Here is an 18128-nt window from a genome sequence, read left to right as displayed (position 1 = left end):
TGTCTTTAAGAATTCACATTGCCGGGGTGGGTCGAGGAAATGACGCCTGGTTTTTGCGTTTTGACTCTGGTGTTCAGAGGTTCGTGCTCTGACATGAAGTCGCCAAAAGCCGCGTACAGATCTGTATCGGACTTGGCCTGGTTTTCGACAAAGAAGTCAGCGAATTTCTGTTGTAAATAGAGCGCCTTCAGAACTGAAGGTAGATCGTCATACTTGGCCGGGGCTAAGGGTTTTTCACCGTTTTGGATGGCGTAGCGAATGAAGATCACTGCAAGAACAAGTCCAAGCAGAATCGCGAAGAGACCAGTGGCAAGGCTGGAAAGACCCAAGAATGGCACTGTTGCGATACCGAAGAGCCAGAGCACTAGCGAGAACAGACCGATCGCCAGCGGGGCAACCGCGCCGATGATCAGTTGCGTAAGTGGCAGATTGTGGAATTCTGGCAGCTCCAGGTAGTAATCATGGAACGGCATCGTAGTTTCGACATGGCATTTGTCGAGGTATTCCCCGAACTGCTCTGCCGAATTGACGTGTTCGAAGCCGTAGCAGTTAGAGTATACCGCACGAAGCTCTTCTTCCATTGTTCTCCAGAGCTCGCCTGCATATGAAGCGCGCACTTCACGTTGTTGTTCGGCGCTCAGAGTGGTGGGTAGCCGATCGCCATCTTTCAAAACCGCGTCCACATCGGCGCAGAATACCAAATAGGGCGTTTTCAGTTCATCCACATGCTGGGGAATGATCGGGGGAGGGCTACGCCTAAGGCGGGCGACCAACGTATTTTGCGTGTTGCGTCCGTTATAGACCACATCGCCAAGCACAAACATACGCGCCAGATGGTTTCGGGTGTTACGGGCAAAGGGGCTGTTGAATTTGGTATGTTCGGTGGCCGGTGACTGATGAGCTGTGGGCAATTCGGCAAGCGCGATGCGAGCGCGTTGCTCGAAAGAGGTTTGAGGATCGTCCTCTGGGGCACCGGGTTTGATCGGGGCAAGCGTGGTCAGGAAAATATGGCCGGAATCGAGGTCGGGCATTAGCGATCTCCCTGTGGCTTTGGAGCAGCTTTGGCTGAAGCGCGTAGGGTGTCAAAGCCGGATTGTGCCTTGTTGACGAATTTCTCACGATTAACGTCCGCACGTTCGGTATCGAGGCTCGCGACGGGTCCGAAGCCAGGATCGCCAAGGCCCTTTTGCATAACATAAGCGGCGTCGCGATAGGCATCGGCGAATTCTTCAGGAGAAGATTTGCCGTGTTTTTCAGTAAGGTCGCGCAGATGGTCATAGATCAGCAGGCTGATCTTGATGTCACGTTGGGCAGAGCCGGGCGTGGCGTTGTAGTAATAGTCGGTATCGATCTGGTTGTAGGTGATATAGTTCTTGAACGGCGTAATCGGGATCGACTTGGGGTACTTGATCGAGGAAAACCAGAACAGGTCAAGACCTGACGGGATACCGTCGGAAAAGGCATCGATATACTGGTCCCATGTTCCGTTGAAGTTTGAGCAGAAAAGCACATAGTCGTCTTTTACCTGCTCTTTACCTTGGCCGAGATCAGGCCAGTCCTTGGGTTTGATGATTACCCAGCGGGCGAAGTGAATAAGTGACAGCCCTAACAGTCCAAGCAAATTTGATGGAACTCCGCGTGCCGCCATGAACAGCAAGCGGTTGATCCAGGTTATTCTTGGATTGCTGGGCGTGACCACATTCATTGCATAGGCTTTACCGGCAATATTCGACATGGCGATCCCTTTCGTTAGCAAATTGATTTTAAAAATTGCGCATGCATAGCGATCCTAATTGAACGTTATCATTGCTGTAGAATGAGTCGAGGAATAATGGCGGTAGCTGAAGATGCTAGGTTCAGGACTCATAACGCGTAAATAACTGTTGCTGCGTGGACGATTGCTGAAGGATGTGTCGCAAACTTTGGGCCTGGATTAACGAGCATATAGATTTCGATTTTTGGTGTCCGCGTATTGTTCTCCAACAGGTTTCAGCATGATTTCCTTGAAAGACTATCATTTTCCAAAGGATGCGGTTTTGTGCGCCGTTTACTTCTACCTGCGGTACACGGTTTCTTATCGTGACTTGGAAGAGATCATGGCGCATGGACGAAACCAATATTCGTGTGCGCGGGAAGTGGATGTATCTCTATCGAGCGGTCGACGAAATGGAAAACACTCTTGATTTCACGCTGTCTGAGCGGCGAAATCGTCCAGAAGCCACCAGGTTCTTTGCCAAAGCACTGTCGTCAAACGGAATCCCAAACAAAATCGTTATAGACAAGAGTGGTGCAAATGCAGCCGGCAGTCGAGAAGTGAACAGAATCCTGAAGCGGTTCGGATGCTCTGCCAAAGTACAAGCGATCAGGTCCAAATATCTAAACAAAATGATCGAGTAGGATCACAGTTTCATCAAACGACACGTGCGGCACATGTGCGGGTTCAAGCCGTTCAGATCCGCCTCGGCTACTCTGGACGGCATTGAGGTCGCCAACACGATCCGCAAGCAGCAATTTCCCAGCACTACCACGTCGGGCTTTCTGCAATTTGTCGAGATCGCAGGATAGGCGTGTCCGGCAGGTCGCTGGCACGGGCCGTTCTAAAAGTTTGCGACACATCCATGCTCCTGACCCTAGATAGGATCTGTTGCAAACTTTTTGTCATTGACGCTCAAGAACACAGAGAGTGAATAGCGGCCGGTGTAATTCAGCCGAAAGCCAGCTCATGATCTCCTTTAAAGGCGCTCAATATCCCAAGGATGTGATCCTCTTTGCTGTGTTCTTCTACCTTCGATACGGCGTGTCATATCGGGATCTGGAAGAAATCATGTCCGAGCGCGGCGTTGCGGTAGATCACACGACGCTGAACCGTTGGGTGACGAAATACGCTAGTGCAATTGCCGATGTTGCGCGCAGACGAAAGGGACTGTGCGACCGTTCTTGGAGAATGGAGGAGACTTACATCAAGGTAATAGGCAACTGGGTCTATCTCTATCGAGCCGTCGACAAGCACGGCAAGACGCTTGATTTCATGCTTTCCCCGCGACGAAACAAACCGGCTGCGACAAAGTTCTTCTCCAGGATGCTGGAGATCAACGGGCTTTCGAGGAAGATTGTCATCGACAATAGCGGAGCTAGCACGGCCGGCATCAAAGCCATAAACAAGATGCTGAAAGGCTTTGGTTGTCCGATCCCAATCGAAATGGTCAGGCGGAAGTATCTGAATAACATCGTGGAACAGGACCATCGCTTCATCAAGAGACGCACTCGGCCGATGTTAGGGTTCAAAGCCTTCGCTTCAGCGGCGGCTACACTGGACGGGATCGAAGTTGCACACATGATCCGCAAAGGCCAAATCAAGCCCGGAATCTGCCCGTTTCGTCAATTTGCAGAACTGGCGGCATAAGCCGCGGGTTCGGTGTCAACTCTTCGGTCAGTAAGAAACTTTGCAACAGATCCGTAGCGGTTATTCGCTGCACTCGGCATAAACGACCGCTCTGCGGACAAGGCTGACTATTGGCTGGCACAAATAAAATTTCAATTGCCTGAACGCCCCTGCCTTTCTTACTTTTAAAGCAGTTGCTCCAACGTACGAGAGCTTTATGCTGGAACCATGGCCAAACGTACCCTGCTAATTCTTAACAGGAAGTCCGCAGCAAGACCCGATCTGCGTGCTGCTGTTCGCCCATTGGAAAAAGAGCTTGGCATTAGGGTAAGTATTCCTTGGTCAGGAAAAGACTTGAAGAAGACGCTCCGAGAAGCCGTGGGCGATGGGGTAACTCGGATAATCGCTGGCGGTGGTGACGGCACTTTGAACTCGGTCGCGAGCGCTGTTTTGAAGTTGAAGACAAAGTCGCCTGTCTCGCTAGGTCTTGTTCCCTTGGGGACAGCCAACGATTTCGCCCGGTCGTATGGTGATAAGGGTTTGGACTTGGCAACATCTGTTCGAGTTGCAGCATCGGAAGACGCGCAGCCAATTGATGTCGGATACATAAACGGCAGTCCGTTTGTGAATGTTGCAAGCGGCGGTTTTGGAGCGATGATCACTGCAACCACACCCAAGGAAATGAAGAAACGACTGGGGGGACTCGCGTACACACTGTTTGGGCTTGCTCGTTTATCTGATGCAAAATCTGTTCCCGCAAAAATCTCAATTGATGATGAAGACCCGTACAACGTTTCCATTTCCGCTATCGCGATTGCGAACAGCCGCTATGCAGGTGGCGGTTTTGACGTAGCGCCTGAAGCGGAAGTGTCCGATGGGTTGCTGGATTTAAGCGTGCTTTCCGCTGAAAGTTTAATGCCAGAAAACCTACCCTTTGGCAGACTGCCGGATATTTCGGATCCCAAGGATGGTGTTGTACAGCGCTCTCGTCTGAGATCTATGGTTCTGGAAACCTCCCAGCCGTTTCATATGAATTTGGACGGCGAGCCGATGATCGATCAACGCTTTGAGGTTTCAATTAGACCAAAAGCGCTGAACTTCGTTTTCCCAAGAGGGAAGTAGTGCGGGTTTCTCCTTGAAACTCAAGCTTCGTACGGTGTTTCGAACGTTATATGCGGGGCTGACACATACATTCGCCGATATAGTCAGGTTAAAAGCCGCCATCCAGTTTGGAGAACGTCTTTCGCGCTTAGCTGTTCACTGCGCCAGTGTTGTTTATCTTCCCATCACCGGACATCAGTATCGCAATAGGCTGAGTAGATGGGATATTCGACAGCACAATCATGATGCACACTGTGATCGGAACACTCATCAACGCGCCGGCAATCCCCCAGATCGCAGTCCAAAACGTGAGCGCCAAAATGACCATGAATGGCGACAAATTCAGGCTTTTGCCAAGTAGCATTGGCTCCAGGATATTGCCGATAGAGAATTGAACAGCGCCACAACCAATTAGAACAACAAGAAAGGGCACGGCTTCTTCAAACTGTACCAGTGCGACAATGGAAGGAAGCGCGACGCCGACGATAGAGCCGACTGTGGGGATAAAATTCAACAAAAACGCAAGAACGGCCCAGGTTTCAGAGAAGTCCAGGCCGACGGATGCCATCACGGCATAACTGCCCAAGCCAGTCAGTGCACTCACCAGCGTTTTGATGCCAACATATCTTTGAATGCTGTCCGACGTGCTCTCAAGAACGCGGCGAACCTTTTCAGCGGCTTCTCTGTCTTTGATTGCGAGCTTGATTTTGGCGCGCATTGGAACACGTTCGACCAACATGAATGGCACATAGAGCAGCACCAGGAAAAAAGCGCTTAGGAATGCCCCAGCAGAGCCGATCACTCCTGTCGCGAGCCCAGCCAGGTTGATCTGTTCCAAGGCTTTGATCGCTGCTCCATAGTTGTCTTGCCCAATCAGTGATACCAGCTTTGCGACTATGCTGGTAAACCGTTCCTCATAGCGCGGAAACGCTTCCGAAACCTCGCCGGCTTGACTGGATAATATCGACAACACAAGCGAAAGGCCGATTAACACAATTGAAATTGCGGCCAAATGCGCAAGCCACTTCGGGACGGTACCGCCAAATATCTTGAATCTGCCAATGCGATCCGTAGTTGCGGTGAGAAGAACGAACAGGAGGGCCGCAAAAGACAGGGGAACTAGCACAGAGGAGGCGAGGACTAGCGACGCTATTGTCAAGAACACCAGCACGACCAACTGATACCAGAACGTGAGCCCAAAGAAGTTTGGAGCGGGATCTTTATGATGCATACCCTTTTTCATTTGTAGGCTCCCTACAGGACTGAGCGTTGTCCAGCCGCTTTCTGAAAATGAAAGTATATTAGCTCGCCTTGAAAGTAACTTGGCAAGAGGTTCAATTACTTCTCTCGAGAACGTATAGTAGAGATTTTCAGGTGAAGACTTTCATATTTTTACCGTGAACTTGCTGTCGATCTGAAATCTGTATCTCAAAGGTCATCAACGAGAGCTTGGTTCTTCAGCCGCCTACTGAGATCGGATATCTGATAGTCCACATTGGGCTCGAAGCGGTCATTCGCTGCATCGGGCATGAACGACTGCAATGCGGGACATTTCGGACCTTGGTTTGAGCGCTGCTTACCGTCGCTTCCGGCCCAAAGCTAACCCTGGGCTTCACCAATGCGAATGTCCAGTTCCATTCACTCTGAGTGGCCCGGTTTGACCAAGTCTTTCGCCTTCAGACTGGGCGGGTTTCCTCTAGATAGGACGCACAGAGCATACCCGCGCGTGCACTAAACCGCGCGTTTCTCTCCTCTGCTCCGGCTTCACCCATGCGCGGAACGATCCAGCCCACGTAAGTGACCGCCCGCAGGGCAAGGAACAAATCCAGTAGCATGTCATCTAGCGACCGAACCTCGCGATACCCTTCCAGCAGCGCGGCTTTCAGCGTGGGGTAGTCCGGTTCATCCATGTTGCGCAGAAGCGCGGTGGCAATGTCGAAGAGGCGAAAGCCGAACCCACCGTCGTCAAAATCGAGAAGTTTGATTTTCCCCCCATCGACAAGCACGTTCTCCCGCAGCGGATCAGCATGGATCAGACCGTAATCGAGCTCATCGGCGCACCGCTCCAGAGCCTGCCGCGCGCGATCCCGGAACCGCCCCAGCAAGGCGCGTGTTTCGGGATCAAGGGTCGGATTCTCCCAGAAACGCCCCCAGACCGGGTTATCCCCCAATAACCCGTCCGCATCCCAGGAGCAGCGGGCAAAGCCCGGCGGGTACTTCCAAGCATCACAAGCTTCGTGCAATTGTGCCAGAACCCGCCCCAGCCGCCGAAACACCAACGGGGCATCGTCAAGCTCAAGCGACCCTTGGCCTTCGCCAAGGGGCGTTCCATGCATCCAGCCGATCAGGTCGGCATAACGTCCCTCTACTTGTTCCAACAGCTTCCCGGAAAGCGACTGGCGGGGCTGCGGCACGTGCAACCCGGCCCGGTCCATCGCGTCCAGCCATTGCAGTTCTGAGAGGAGTTCGTCCTCGCTGCGATAGCCAGGACGTTTGAGGCGCAAGGCAAAATCGCCCTCGTCAGTGCACACCCGGTAGACACGGTTTTCACGGCCGGCCACGAAATTGTAAGGCGCGGTATCAATGCCCCAAAGGCCCAGCGCTTTCTCGACTGGGTCCATCACGGGGCGACCGGAATTTCGGCCATAACCGAGTCGAGCGTTTCGATGAGCATGTCGAGATGCTCTTCGCCAAAGGGCATCGGAGGCCGTATCTTCAGCGTGTTCTTATGCCGCCCCAGCTTTGACAGCAGAATGCCCCGGCTCCGCATCGTGTTGACCACACGGTCAGCATAGTCACAGGCAGGTGTCTTGGCGCCCCGGTCAAGCACAAACTCTACGCCAAAGACCATGCCGCTTTGGCGGACATCACCAATGACCTCGTATTTTTCAGCCAGTGCGGTCAGGCGTTCATGCGCCAGACTGCCGATCCTGGCGGCATTGGCCTGCAGGTCCCTGTCGCGCAGTTCCTGCAGCACGGCCATAGCTGCGGCGCAGGAAACCGCGTTGCCTCCGAACGTGTTGAAGTAACGAAACGAATGGCGGAACCGGGCCATGATCTCGGGCGTGGTGACCAGACCGGCGACGGGATGACCATTGCCCATGGGTTTACCCAGCGTCACCACGTCCGGCACCACGCCCTGTTTCTGGTGCGCCCAGAAATGGCTGCCCGAGCGGCCGAAGCCCGATTGCACCTCGTCACAGATCAAAAGCCCGCCAGCCTGACGCACCGCCTCCACCGCGGGTTTCAACCAGCCTTCAGCTTGGGTTGGGAAGCCTTCATTCAGGAAAAGCGGGCAGACGATCAGAGCAGCAAACCCAATGCCCGATACCTCGAGCGCGTTGATCTGTTCCTGCACATGCGCGGCAAAGCGTTGCCCATCAGGATCGTCGATCCGATAGCTGTCGGGCGCTTCCACGTGGCGCAGATATTGGTCCAGTCCAAACCCTACTTCAGGGATGTTGCTTCTGGACAGGTGGCTGACCAATGCGGTGTTTCCATGATAGGTCGCGTCCGTTGCGATGATCCCGCGCTTGCCTGTCATCGCCTCGGCCATGCGCAATGCGATGTCATTGGCCTCTGAACCCGAGCAGGTCAGGATCGATGTAAGAAGATCGCCGGCGAACGTATCAACAAGTGCCTCGGTATAGTCGAGGATGCCTTCGTGCAGATATCGCGTATGGGTGTTCAGTGTGCCAGCCTGGTTGCAGATCGCTTCGACCACGCGCGGGTTGCAATGGCCCACATGCGGCACGTTGTTGTAGCAGTCCAGATACCGCCTGCCACTCGCGTCCCACAACCAGACACCTTCCCCCCGGACGATATGTACCGGATCGTCGTAGAAGGTCGAAACATTCGGTCCAAGCAATGCGCGCCTGCGTTCGACAATCTCCGACACCGCCAATCTCCTTTCACGTCACCGCAAAGCCGCGGGATGTTGACTTTCTTTTCTGGTTCTATATTATAACCAGTGGTTTTTAATTTAAACCGACCGATTTTCCGCGTCAATGACCCAAGGTTGAGGGTTGAACTGGAACCTCGTCGAAATGGAAAAGCGCGATGTCGTCCACGGTTGCCAAAGCTTTGTCTCTTCTGGAGTTTTTCTCCGAGGAAGAACCTGAACTGGGCCTTTCCGAACTGACCCGGCGCGCGGGTATCAACAAAGCTTCGGTCTATCGCCTGTTGACCAGCCTGACCGATGCCGGGCTCCTGGAGCAAAAGGAAGGAACGCGCGCATATTCGCTGGGAGCGGGCATTCTGCGGCTGGCGCAGATCCGCGAAGCGACCGCACCCATTGCCTCGATCGTGCGCCCGGCACTCGAACAACTGGTGCAGAAGGTCGGCGAAACCGCGCACGCGTCGATCATTTCGGGGCCGGCGCTTGCGACAATCGGCATTTGCGAAAGCACGCGCAGCACTAGGGTATCACTGATCGCGGGCGAAATCTTGCCTTTGCACAGCACTGCATCAGGCGTCGCGGTGCTGGCATTCGGATCCCAGGCCCTGCGCGACCGAACACTGTCGGCGCCGCTGAAATCCCAGACGGTCTACACCATGACCGATCCGGAAGAAGTCCTCGAGAACATCGCAATTGTGCAACAGCGGGGTTATGCGACATCCGAAGAGGAAAACGAAGAGGACGTCTACGGCATCGCGGTTCCCTTCTTCGACCAGAGCGGATTGGCTCAGGGCGCCCTCGCCGTGGCCACACCGTGCCACAGGATGACGGACAGACTCCTCCAACAGATCGTGACCTCACTAAGGCATGAGGCCGAGGCCGTGTCCCGCGCAATCGGCGGACAACCCTCGCAAATGTTTTCACGGGCGATTAAACAAACAATCGAGAGAATGGGTCCAAAATTCTAGGTGCACAACAATTGGCTTCTTTCAAAGGGCGCAGATCGTCTCCCCGAGTGAATGGGCAGCACACACGCAGAGCTGACTTGGCTACGGGCTGCTGCGAAAGGTCGATATTCGCCAATCGCGTTGGGCGCTGAAAACTTCATCAACTGAAAGAATGGGCTCAGTTTGGACGTTCGCCCGAATGTCGCGAGCGACCGCAATGCGGACAAAGCGGCCATTTCATTTTTCTGCAATTGAATGCGACAAGCCAGTGCAAGCTTCTTACGGCAATCAAACCTGCGGTAAAACAAATGCGTATAGGCGTGACTTTTTTCCATCATCGGTCAAGATGTAAAGAACGCCACCACTTTCATCCAAAGCTATCCCCTCCGGGTTCTTCACTTCCTTTACTTCATCCTTTTTGGAGTAAAGTAATTCGATAGTTTTGACCGTCATAACTTCAGGATCAAAAACGAATATTCGGCGCCCTTCATCGCTGAGTATCCATAACGACTTGGTCTCGCCGGACCAGGCGATTCCGCTGATGTCTAATTCGTCATCGTCAGCACGAGATGAAACAAAACCGGTCTCAGCCGTTAACGGAACTGCTTCGACAATCTCATCAATCTCTGGCGAAATGATGAGCATTAGTCTTGGTTGACCCTCTATGACTAAGAATACTCTCCCAGAGTCTTGATCTACAGTGATCCCTTCCGGACCCTTGTTCAAAGGGTTCTCAGCAAGCATTTCAGCAACTTTGCCGTAGCCCCTGAGTGAAGAAATTGGGGTAGAATTGACTTTGATTGGGTCTGTAGGTTGGACCGCTACTATGGATCGGTCAGTTTCTTGTAACAGCAAAACAGATCCATCCTTTCTTCCAGCGACACCTTCCAAGTCTGTGCCCAGATGTTCTGGAAGTTTGAACGAACTCTTTAACTCTCCATCTACTCCTAGAAGGTGCAGCTTCGATGCTTCATCGCTTACTGCCCACAAGAATCCATGAACACTGGAAAGCGACAATCCGGATGGCTCAGAAAAGCCCGCTGATTTATCTGCCACTTTGTGAGACTCAATAAGTTCCAACATATCAATCTGCGCTCTCACAGGGTTCGTCGACGCTAAAGTGATGGCGACCACAGAAAGGCTCGCGAAAAGTACCTTCGTGACTCCTACTCTGTACCGGTCAGCTGGCTGGTTCATTCGAGTTAGTTCTGCGCTCGTGTGGACTTGCTTCATATTCGATCAAAAATTGATGTTGTCCAACCTAACACAGTATTTTGAGGAAGTTTGGTGTTTGATCCCGCAAGGCTTTACCGAAAGTAAATTCATAGGGTTGAATTAGTTTATGGGCGTGCGGCTTGGTCGCGAGGTGTGGAGCGATTGCTTCAAGATACGCACTTTGGAACGACTATTCGACGGTACAGCGGGAGGGAAAAACTTTTGAGCAAGCTATTTTCGATAGCATCGGTCCTTTTGGCGGTGCTTTTGCCTAGTATTAGCTATTCTCAGATTGATCCTGCTTCCTTGCTTGCAGGAACGTCCGAATCAGAGATAGTGATTGAACGAAGCTGGACCCAGTTTCGCGGCAAGCAGGAACTCTACTTTTTCACGCTAGACGTCATTGTAACGATCATTTTGACCGCTTTGATTGTCTATCATCCAGTACGACGTAAAGCACGCCGAAGTGTCAGCGATCTGGTTATGCCGAGGCTTTTCTTCCTGTATGCGCTAATTGGAATGGCTGTGGGATTCCTGGTAGTCCAGCACGGGTCAATGATTGGTTTCGTTATTTTTGGCATCGGTGCGTTGCTCAGGTTCCGCTCCAATCTGGATGATCCGGTCGATACAGTCGAAATGATAATCGTAACCGTTCTTGGTCTTGCGGTCGGTCTGGGTTTGCCGTTGATGGCCACACTGGTGGCGGTTGTGTGTTGGTGCTTCATTTGGCTTGGAGGGCGAAACAAAGGCGTGGAAGTTTTACTCAAGGCTTCTGATGAAGAGCACTCATTGAAAGTCAGCAGAACCATTCAGGACATGGCCGCAGACGCTGGCTGGAAGCTCGTTAGAAAACACCACGTCCCCGGAAAATCCCGCGTTTCATTGCTTTTTATCACCTCGGGTGGACTTTCAGAAGCCCGGATAGAAGAGATGATAAACGGTCTGGTTCCTGAAAAAGTTGAACTGAAACTCAACCTCTAGTCATCTCACAAGGTCCAAACGTTTTAACACCGCGTTCGGGGATCTGATCTCTTTCGGGAGCGACTTGAAGTTTACCGACCTTTCGAAATCAGGCCCTCGATACACCGCAATCCCAAATTCTCCGTTTGGCTGGAACGTTACATGAGTGAAACTGTGAGGCGATCTGGCTTTTGAGCCGATTAACCGTCGCGGGCCACCGCCCAAACAAGCTTGGGAGACGTAAGCTACACCGTCTTTCCAACCGGGATAGAAGGCATGATGGTGGCCTGACAGATGCAGAACGACACCGCTTTCCAAATAGATTTTTTCAAGTGTTGGGTCACCGATGATTTCGCGTTCGCGCTGGATCGCGAACGGCCAAAGTGGGAGGTGACTGAAAGTGACAATCGGGTCTCCGTCTGCACCCAATTCCTGTAACCGGTCCTGCTGGTCACCGGATAGGGGTCCTAGGGTCGTTGCATCCAAAGACGCAAACGTAATGCCCTGCATCTCAAATGCGTAGAAGAACGGGTAGTCATCTGAAACCAGGAAGTCGACGCCTGGTTTTCTCGGCGTCCATTCCTCTGCGTATATTTTCCTTTCACGCTCGAACCCTCGGTAGGCGGAGGCATCATGGTTTCCAGGTGTGACCGCAAATGGAATGCCGGCAGCCTCTAATGGATCTGATACGACCTCGTGAAACGCATTCCACATATCCCTGACCTGTTTGTCGGACAAGTTGGGAATGCGCTGTCCCGCAACCATATCTCCGGTCGAAATAACCAGATCTGGATCAAACTCGATTATGCGCTCAATCGCCTTGTCGACGCGGGCATCGTATCTTACCGAACCATAGCTTCCATTCAGATCCGATATGACGATGACATCCAATGCCGCCGCTTTGCAGGCGAGCAGAGCGGTCCAAATACACACCGCAATAAGAGCAGAACACCTACGGTACATAACAGTCCACAGCCTCTACCTCGGTGCCGTTTCTCAAAAAGAATGCGACAGGATCCAAGTCGAACATCAAATCGCCATTTGAGCAATTGCTCTGGAGAATGGACGTTGCCAGCGCAGTATTTTTGACAACTTGTGCAATCTGACTGTCTGACAAACCAAAGCTTTGCGATAGCCAGTCATAGACTGGGCCTTGGGATTGAAGGTCACTATTCAATGCAACCAAGCGCCGATACGTGCTTGGAGAGAAGTGGCGAATTTTCTCCAGCATTTGAGTAGATTTCGCGAAGTTGGCGTATTCGACACGCCCACCAGCATCGTTGTCGTTTAGATTGCTGCGACGGATCAATAATGCGTCGTCGGGAACGTCTCCATCGTTTGGCTCATGGTGCTTGGCTTTCTTATGCTTCAGCTTTCCGTCTTCGACCCAATACCAATAGGGTGTGAAGTCTATGTTTCCTACGCGGTCCTGCTGGCTAAAGATGAAATCGAGGAGTACAATCTCGGTAAGTTCTTGCATCCAAAATGCCATCTGTTGGTCGCTGACATCGGGACCGAGATCCTTGTTGATCATCCGGTCTCTTCGACCTTCTCCAACGCCCTCTACAATGGCCTCTGGCAAGGGTTTTGAAGAACGCAAAGCCAAGAAAGCAGGAGTTTCCTGAAAATCGCGGTTCTGACCTTTCCCCCAACCAGATTTACGGGTGCCGTTGATTTCCGAGCCGTATCGATGCCCAGGGCTATCAAGCAGCGCACCGTATATTTGCGTTCGATCTGCGGTGAACAGATCGTCGGTTGGCTGGTACGAGTTCGGGTCGGCATCCGCAGCCGCGAAGACCCGCCAGCCTTCGTGGTTCATGCGCCCACCATGAGAGCCGCCAGAAATCGCAAGGCCGGGCTCTGCGACCTCGGAAAAGTGCGCCTGGGCGTCCATGCTACGCCAAACGGCGACTGGAACTTTTACAGTCGTGTCGAAATATCTGGAGAAATGATAGTAAAGCAGCGACGAGGTGGAAAAGGTTCCACTGGTGCCCTTTTGGTTCATGGTGGATTTGAATTTGGCCACCCTGTCCTTGGCCAGATCTTTCGCCGCCTTCCCCTCTTTGCAAGCGTTTCTCTCGAACTCAGTACGGTTCCCTGTGTAGGGTCCTTCCGAAATATCGTACACGGCCATTCCTGGGCTGGTACTCCAGGTTTTTGGGCAAATAGCAATTTCGGAGGCATAGAAATCGATCTCGCAATAGGCCGTTTCTTCCTCAAGATCGCTTTTCTTATACTCGCCCGTTGAAACTTTTTCGATCCGAATACAGCGTTCAGTAACGCCGTTGGGACTATCAAATGTCGTGGCTTCACCGAGGACATCGTCGCTCGCCCACAAGACGGTGGGTGCAATGAAAGCAAGTGACCCCAGAAGAATGAACTTCATTTGGATAGTTCTCCCAATATCATTTGGGGCAAATCGCTGCCTGTTGTTCGGTAGAGATCTTCAAATTGGGGTCGACACTGAAGTTGGAGAACTTTGAGTCAATCCACTGGTCACACCCGCCTGAACATGGGGCCCCGTTTCGGGCATCATTCCAATATTCCTTGGCCCTTTCCTCCGTCCAACCGCAAAACTGAACGAGCGCCATTGCCGACAATGCACCCGAGGAATGAACGCCCCACATACAGTGCACCAGGACAGGGCCCTTTCCAGGGTTTTCAATCACCTCATGTATGGACGCCATGACAGCACTGGGACGGGAAGATCTGGCGCTTTGATAGTCGAAAGATCCGTTTCCGCAACTAATGCGACCGTATTGAGTGTTTTTGCCGAAGTCCGCATAAAACCCGGTTGAAAACCCTTCATCACATAAAGTTTCGCGTTGTTCTTCACTCAGGCCCGTTCGGTCCTTGTCGCCGCCCTTGAAACCAGAGCGATACAATACTCCGCTTAAGACCGGGCGAAAGAAAGCGACACCACTAACGCCTCCGTCACTACCCTTTGAAAGCATTTGACTGTTGCTTGGGCCACCGTTTCGACTGGTTACGTCAGAATTCGCCGCGGTTGCCAGAACACCAATGAATATGAGGGACGTCAAAAACCGCATGCCAGTTCCTTTCTATTCTTAAGCTCTATATGCTCAAACTCTTTCCATTTGGTAATCTATTGGAGCGGCTCATTCTCAGCAGCCGTATCAAGTGCGCGATAGACTTTCCGACCTTAAACTTTAAATCGGCCACACCAGATTGATGATAAAGACGACCACGAAGTAGGCCAGAAAAACTTTCCAGTTCAATTGGTGTTTGTTTTCTTCGTTGATCACGCCGGCCGATTTCAATGCCAGGTTTGTTACAATTAGAGCGACGATGGTAACCGCCGCATGTGCCAAGTCGAAATGCAAACTAAAGCTCCCTTTTGCAGATGTTTGATTTATGAAAAATGTGTCAGCAGTCACCTGATGGCAGCATAGCTACATCTGAGTACCTTCCCTCAGATGTCGTGATCCGAGCACATGCACCAGTATCCGTGTTAAACCAGTACGAGGTGAGCCCTTCGCTTCGGATGAGTTCAAATCCGAGACTTTGGATGCCCATTTCAGCTTGGCCCGCTCTTGCCCCTTCAAATGACGAAAGATCGCTAGAGCTGCCCACAGTTGATGCACTTGCATCCACTGATCCACCACTGTCGTCGCATGCTGCAAGCGCAGTAATACACGCCGTGCCGATCACCAATAGGACCTTGGGTTTCATCTGTTTTTCCCTCGCTTTTTTGGACTTGCGTTCCAGGGTTTCTGATTGATCACCTATTCAATTCCGAAAATGACGTTGTAGTCGACAGAAGAGTTGCTGCGATTGATAACCTCCACAACATGATCACCGGATTGCCAAACCTGTCCTCGATACTCCTTGTCCGCCGACATCAAACCCAAAAGTTCAGAACCATCGGGGTTGCGAATAACGTAGTCCAAGGAGCCTCCTCGCGGAGCAACGCGGACGTAAAGAAACTGTTCGTTTTTGGCACCCAGAACGTATTGCTGGGAAGCTCCGGGGGCGAGTTGGCCAACGATTTCAGCGCCGGTGGAACCAGCATCAAATTTGACACGTTGGCTACCAGTAGAACCGGCGGCACCTGCCATGGCTCCACCGCCATCATCCATCGCCTCGACAACCGACATCTCTCCAATGCTGCCATCCTTGTACGCGATGCAACGCCAAAGTGTTCCGCCTGCGTCTCGCAGCATGACGAGCGTACCCGCCTCTGAGAATTCTGAGCTTTCAATCGTACCTGATTGACCGTCTGGTCCTCCAACCTGTCGCAAATGATCGATACACGCGTCGTCTGCTTCAGACATTGCAAAAGCAGCTGTGCCCGCGATTGCGAACATCGGTGTGAGAAGTTTGAGTAAAACGAGTTTCATCAGATAGTTCCCTGTTGGCTTGTCCTTACAGTTTTGTTCCCTACAAAGCGGAACCTCACTTTGCTTCTCGTAACTTTGATAGAAACTCATCGCATGCCTGTGCGCTGCCGACGACCTCGTCTGTCGTTTCAATTCCTTGCAGTGATGCCATCTCGGAATTTACGCGATTGAGGATCTGATCCGCTTGCTCGGGGGTGATCAGGTTCTCTGCTTGTGCTCCTTTCAATGTGGTGCAGACACCGGCGGACAAGCCTGTCGCAACGCCGACACCCACTGCGGCCCCGCCACCCAAGGTCATCGCCCCAACCACGCCGAGGACGAGCCCGATCACAATACCCAAGATCACTTTTCCCATGTTTTCCTCCCTTTTGGTGAGAATAAGCGCGGCTTTCACTACCGGCGCAAACCATGTGCCCATCTGCAAATCAAGACCAGCGCTAACAGGTTGAGCACCGGTGCGAGCGCCGCGAACCACGGTTTGGCCGACTCTGAGATCGAGTCCGCTACAAGTATCCAAGGTAGTCCCAACGGCAGAAGGAACACCCCGGACAAAGGGTCTCTTTCCTGTCCCAACCAGCCAAATGTGCCCGTCAAGAATGCAATCAACGCCAACAGGTAAAGGATCGCGAATACAATGATAGTGGTTCTACAAACCAAGTCGAGCCTCAGCAAATCAAGCCAGTGCTACGCAGCCGTTTTCGGCTACGCAGCAGACTGGTCACAATGCGCCTTCGTCGCCCAGGAACTCGATACCAGCTGTCGTGCCATCACTGTAAGCAATGCAATTCCAAGGAGCACGATCCTCGCCAACGCCTACAGTGACCTGTGTCCCCGCCTCGCTAAACGCGGATGAGAGCACCACGACTTGCGAATTGTTCGTTGTGCTGGCTACATCTCGCAAACACGCCTGCTGAGCGGGTGTGAGTTCGGCGGACGCACTGGATGTACTCGTATCGTCGCAGGCCGCAAGCAGTGCGAAACAAGTTGCGCCCGCAATCATCACCATCTTTTTAGACATTTTCTTCTCCCTCTGGTTCCGTTGAAATTGGTGAAATTGGATGGCTTGTTTGAAGTTCTCGCGTCGGAGCAGGCTATGAAACATACTTCGGCCCTGTAACTTCCCTTCCCAACAACTTGTCGCGGGGGGTGGCGGGCGGAGCTATATTACTTTGACAACCGAGACCGCCGACAACGTGTGAAGGCTGAATGACGACAATGGCAGAAGCTCGAGCGAATTCTGGAGGTAGGCCGAGTACACTAAGTATAAGCATCGCGTCCTCCCAACGCTCAATCATTGTAAAGTGCCTTCCGACCGCCAGCACTCACTCCAGCGGCCGGTAGGGCCCGACAAGTCGGGCGACAGCGATCACAACGGAGGTAAAATGAAAGTTGTGTCAAATTCACATGTTTGAATCTAATTTTTAATAAATCAATATTTTTTCCGCGCGTAAACTTCATTACGCTCTCGTACGATAGGCGTCTGCCCTCAAACAAAAAGGTAGGTGGGAGCACCCATGAGGGCGAATGTGTTCTTTTGGGTCGGCGAGGCGTTCTGAGGTCGCGCAGAAACCAAGAAAGGATTGAAAATGGGTTTTGTTGAAGCCGTCAAAACGTGTTTCTCGAAATACTTCCAGTTCTCCGGTCGGGCTATGCGCTCAGAATACTGGTGGTTCTTCTTGTTTGTGGTTCTCGTGAGTGCTGCTTTAGCTGTGGTGGATGCGATCATATTCGGGACCAACCCAGAAACAGGGCAAGGATCTCGAGTTCTGTCCTCTGTTTTCCAACTGGCCGTTATCATCCCTATGCTGGCCGCCGGTTGGCGGAGGTTGCATGATACAGGGCGACCTGGCTGGTACTTGCTGCTGCCGATGGCGCTCAGCATTACAACGCTTTTTGTTATGCTGGGTGGGGTGGCGTTCTTCTCGGCATTGGAGCAAGGGGCCGAAAACCCCGATGCATTGCGAGGACCCGCGGCAGTTTTGGGCGTGACCGGTATTGTTGTTGTCTCAATTCTTCAATTGGTTCTGTCCATCCTGATGATCTGGTGGCTGACGCGACCTTCTCAAGAAGGCGCAAACGAATACGGCGCACCTGTTTCCTGACCTGGTTGCGCAGGCAGCGGGTCAGAATCTCTGCTGAATGACAGTTCGATTCTTAATACCAGGGAGAGAGAAAATGAGTTTCAAGCTGATTCCCATTGGAACGCTACTGATGGCTATGGCGACCACAGCATCAGCAGAATGGTCGTTCAGTTCCGGGCCTAA

Annotated in this window: 17 protein-coding genes and 1 pseudogene; 6 read left to right on the top strand and 12 right to left on the bottom strand. The window is 52.3% G+C overall.

The window, feature by feature from the left end:
- Window positions 1-5: 5 nt before the first annotated feature.
- Window positions 6-1031, bottom strand: coding sequence for a hypothetical protein (locus GS630_RS00090; protein WP_171620759.1), 1026 nt, complete (start codon window positions 1029-1031; stop codon window positions 6-8).
- Window positions 1031-1735: a hypothetical protein gene (locus GS630_RS00085; RefSeq protein WP_171620758.1), complete on the bottom strand. Its 705-nt coding sequence runs from the start codon at window positions 1733-1735 to the stop codon at window positions 1031-1033. The genes GS630_RS00090 and GS630_RS00085 overlap by 1 nt, the downstream gene beginning before the upstream one ends.
- Window positions 1736-1994: 259 nt before the next feature.
- On the opposite strand from GS630_RS00085, the pseudogene GS630_RS00080 reads away from it, so the two are divergent.
- The 3 genes and pseudogenes from GS630_RS00080 (at window position 1995) to GS630_RS00070 (ending at window position 4504) form a co-directional block, all read left to right on the top strand.
- Window positions 1995-2565, top strand: a pseudogene (locus GS630_RS00080) (IS6 family transposase).
- A gap of 157 nt (window positions 2566-2722) precedes the next feature.
- Complete coding sequence (locus GS630_RS00075) at window positions 2723-3403, top strand: IS6 family transposase (protein WP_171711804.1); 681 nt, start codon at window positions 2723-2725, stop codon at window positions 3401-3403.
- A 207-nt stretch (window positions 3404-3610) separates the two neighbouring features.
- The gene (locus tag GS630_RS00070; protein ID WP_171620757.1) at window positions 3611-4504 is read left to right on the top strand and encodes a YegS/Rv2252/BmrU family lipid kinase; all 894 of its coding nucleotides are present in this window, start codon (window positions 3611-3613) and stop codon (window positions 4502-4504) included.
- 127 nt (window positions 4505-4631) lie between these two features.
- Here the strand turns inward: GS630_RS00070 and GS630_RS00065 are convergent, their stop codons facing one another.
- From GS630_RS00065 to GS630_RS00055, 3 genes are all read right to left on the bottom strand, one after another.
- Window positions 4632-5726: an AI-2E family transporter gene (locus tag GS630_RS00065; protein ID WP_171620756.1), complete on the bottom strand. Its 1095-nt coding sequence runs from the start codon at window positions 5724-5726 to the stop codon at window positions 4632-4634.
- 433 nt (window positions 5727-6159) lie between these two features.
- Window positions 6160-7104: a phosphotransferase enzyme family protein gene (locus tag GS630_RS00060; protein ID WP_216599808.1), complete on the bottom strand. Its 945-nt coding sequence runs from the start codon at window positions 7102-7104 to the stop codon at window positions 6160-6162.
- Complete coding sequence (locus GS630_RS00055; RefSeq protein WP_371809104.1) at window positions 7104-8381, bottom strand: aspartate aminotransferase family protein; 1278 nt, start codon at window positions 8379-8381, stop codon at window positions 7104-7106. The genes GS630_RS00060 and GS630_RS00055 overlap by 1 nt, the downstream gene beginning before the upstream one ends.
- A gap of 161 nt (window positions 8382-8542) precedes the next feature.
- Here GS630_RS00055 and GS630_RS00050 point away from each other — a divergent pair, with 161 nt between their 5' ends.
- Window positions 8543-9349 carry an IclR family transcriptional regulator gene (locus tag GS630_RS00050; RefSeq protein WP_256369171.1) on the top strand — a complete coding sequence of 269 codons (807 nt, stop codon included), beginning with the start codon at window positions 8543-8545 and terminating at the stop codon, window positions 9347-9349.
- A 267-nt stretch (window positions 9350-9616) separates the two neighbouring features.
- Here GS630_RS00050 and GS630_RS00045 read toward each other — a convergent pair whose 3' ends face one another.
- Window positions 9617-10411 carry an SdiA-regulated domain-containing protein gene (locus tag GS630_RS00045; RefSeq protein ID WP_171620754.1) on the bottom strand — a complete coding sequence of 265 codons (795 nt, stop codon included), beginning with the start codon at window positions 10409-10411 and terminating at the stop codon, window positions 9617-9619.
- A 354-nt stretch (window positions 10412-10765) separates the two neighbouring features.
- Here GS630_RS00045 and GS630_RS00040 point away from each other — a divergent pair, with 354 nt between their 5' ends.
- Complete coding sequence (locus GS630_RS00040; protein WP_171711802.1) at window positions 10766-11524, top strand: hypothetical protein; 759 nt, start codon at window positions 10766-10768, stop codon at window positions 11522-11524.
- Here GS630_RS00040 and GS630_RS00035 read toward each other — a convergent pair whose 3' ends face one another.
- The 6 genes from GS630_RS00035 to GS630_RS00010 all read right to left on the bottom strand — a co-directional run bounded on the left by GS630_RS00035 (window position 11525) and on the right by GS630_RS00010 (window position 16882).
- Entirely contained in the window at window positions 11525-12394 is an 870-nt protein-coding gene (locus tag GS630_RS00035) for a metallophosphoesterase (protein ID WP_171711801.1), read from the bottom strand.
- A gap of 61 nt (window positions 12395-12455) precedes the next feature.
- Window positions 12456-13889 (bottom strand): hypothetical protein, encoded by a 1434-nt coding sequence (locus GS630_RS00030; protein WP_171711800.1) that lies wholly within the window; start codon window positions 13887-13889, stop codon window positions 12456-12458.
- Window positions 13890-14673: 784 nt separating this feature from the next.
- Window positions 14674-14847, bottom strand: coding sequence for a hypothetical protein (locus GS630_RS00025; RefSeq protein ID WP_165590775.1), 174 nt, complete (start codon window positions 14845-14847; stop codon window positions 14674-14676).
- A 402-nt stretch (window positions 14848-15249) separates the two neighbouring features.
- The gene (locus tag GS630_RS00020; RefSeq protein WP_171711799.1) at window positions 15250-15864 is read right to left on the bottom strand and encodes a hypothetical protein; all 615 of its coding nucleotides are present in this window, start codon (window positions 15862-15864) and stop codon (window positions 15250-15252) included.
- 55 nt (window positions 15865-15919) lie between these two features.
- Window positions 15920-16219, bottom strand: coding sequence for a hypothetical protein (locus GS630_RS00015; protein WP_171711798.1), 300 nt, complete (start codon window positions 16217-16219; stop codon window positions 15920-15922).
- 363 nt (window positions 16220-16582) lie between these two features.
- Window positions 16583-16882, bottom strand: a complete 300-nt coding sequence (locus tag GS630_RS00010) for a hypothetical protein (protein ID WP_170790054.1) — start codon at window positions 16880-16882, stop codon at window positions 16583-16585.
- Between the two features lie 568 nt (window positions 16883-17450).
- Between GS630_RS00010 and GS630_RS00005 the strand changes: the two genes are divergently transcribed.
- Window positions 17451-17966, top strand: a complete 516-nt coding sequence (locus tag GS630_RS00005; protein ID WP_171711797.1) for a DUF805 domain-containing protein — start codon at window positions 17451-17453, stop codon at window positions 17964-17966.
- The last annotated feature ends 162 nt before the right edge of the window (window positions 17967-18128 follow it).

Origin of the sequence: Ruegeria sp. HKCCD7303 (assembly GCF_013111185.1) — a bacterium.
Taxonomy (GTDB): domain Bacteria; phylum Pseudomonadota; class Alphaproteobacteria; order Rhodobacterales; family Rhodobacteraceae; genus Ruegeria.
The sequence above is the reverse complement of the archived record's forward strand: the minus strand, read 5'-3'. Positions and strand labels throughout refer to the sequence as shown.

What these genes read in the sequence shown, in the direction of transcription:
- GS630_RS00090 (WP_171620759.1), bottom strand. Translation starts at nt 1,031, where the DNA reads ATGCCCGACCTCGATTCCGGCCATATTTTCCTGACCACGCTTGCCCCG.
- GS630_RS00085 (WP_171620758.1), bottom strand. Translation starts at nt 1,735, where the DNA reads ATGTCGAATATTGCCGGTAAAGCCTATGCAATGAATGTGGTCACGCCC.
- GS630_RS00075 (WP_171711804.1), top strand. Translation starts at nt 2,723, where the DNA reads ATGATCTCCTTTAAAGGCGCTCAATATCCCAAGGATGTGATCCTCTTT.
- GS630_RS00070 (WP_171620757.1), top strand. Translation starts at nt 3,611, where the DNA reads ATGGCCAAACGTACCCTGCTAATTCTTAACAGGAAGTCCGCAGCAAGA.
- GS630_RS00065 (WP_171620756.1), bottom strand. Translation starts at nt 5,726, where the DNA reads ATGAAAAAGGGTATGCATCATAAAGATCCCGCTCCAAACTTCTTTGGG.
- GS630_RS00060 (WP_216599808.1), bottom strand. Translation starts at nt 7,104, where the DNA reads ATGGACCCAGTCGAGAAAGCGCTGGGCCTTTGGGGCATTGATACCGCG.
- GS630_RS00050 (WP_256369171.1), top strand. Translation starts at nt 8,543, where the DNA reads ATGTCGTCCACGGTTGCCAAAGCTTTGTCTCTTCTGGAGTTTTTCTCC.
- GS630_RS00045 (WP_171620754.1), bottom strand. Translation starts at nt 10,411, where the DNA reads ATGTTGGAACTTATTGAGTCTCACAAAGTGGCAGATAAATCAGCGGGC.
- GS630_RS00030 (WP_171711800.1), bottom strand. Translation starts at nt 13,889, where the DNA reads ATGAAGTTCATTCTTCTGGGGTCACTTGCTTTCATTGCACCCACCGTC.
- GS630_RS00020 (WP_171711799.1), bottom strand. Translation starts at nt 15,864, where the DNA reads ATGAAACTCGTTTTACTCAAACTTCTCACACCGATGTTCGCAATCGCG.
- GS630_RS00015 (WP_171711798.1), bottom strand. Translation starts at nt 16,219, where the DNA reads ATGGGAAAAGTGATCTTGGGTATTGTGATCGGGCTCGTCCTCGGCGTG.
- GS630_RS00010 (WP_170790054.1), bottom strand. Translation starts at nt 16,882, where the DNA reads ATGTCTAAAAAGATGGTGATGATTGCGGGCGCAACTTGTTTCGCACTG.
- GS630_RS00005 (WP_171711797.1), top strand. Translation starts at nt 17,451, where the DNA reads ATGGGTTTTGTTGAAGCCGTCAAAACGTGTTTCTCGAAATACTTCCAG.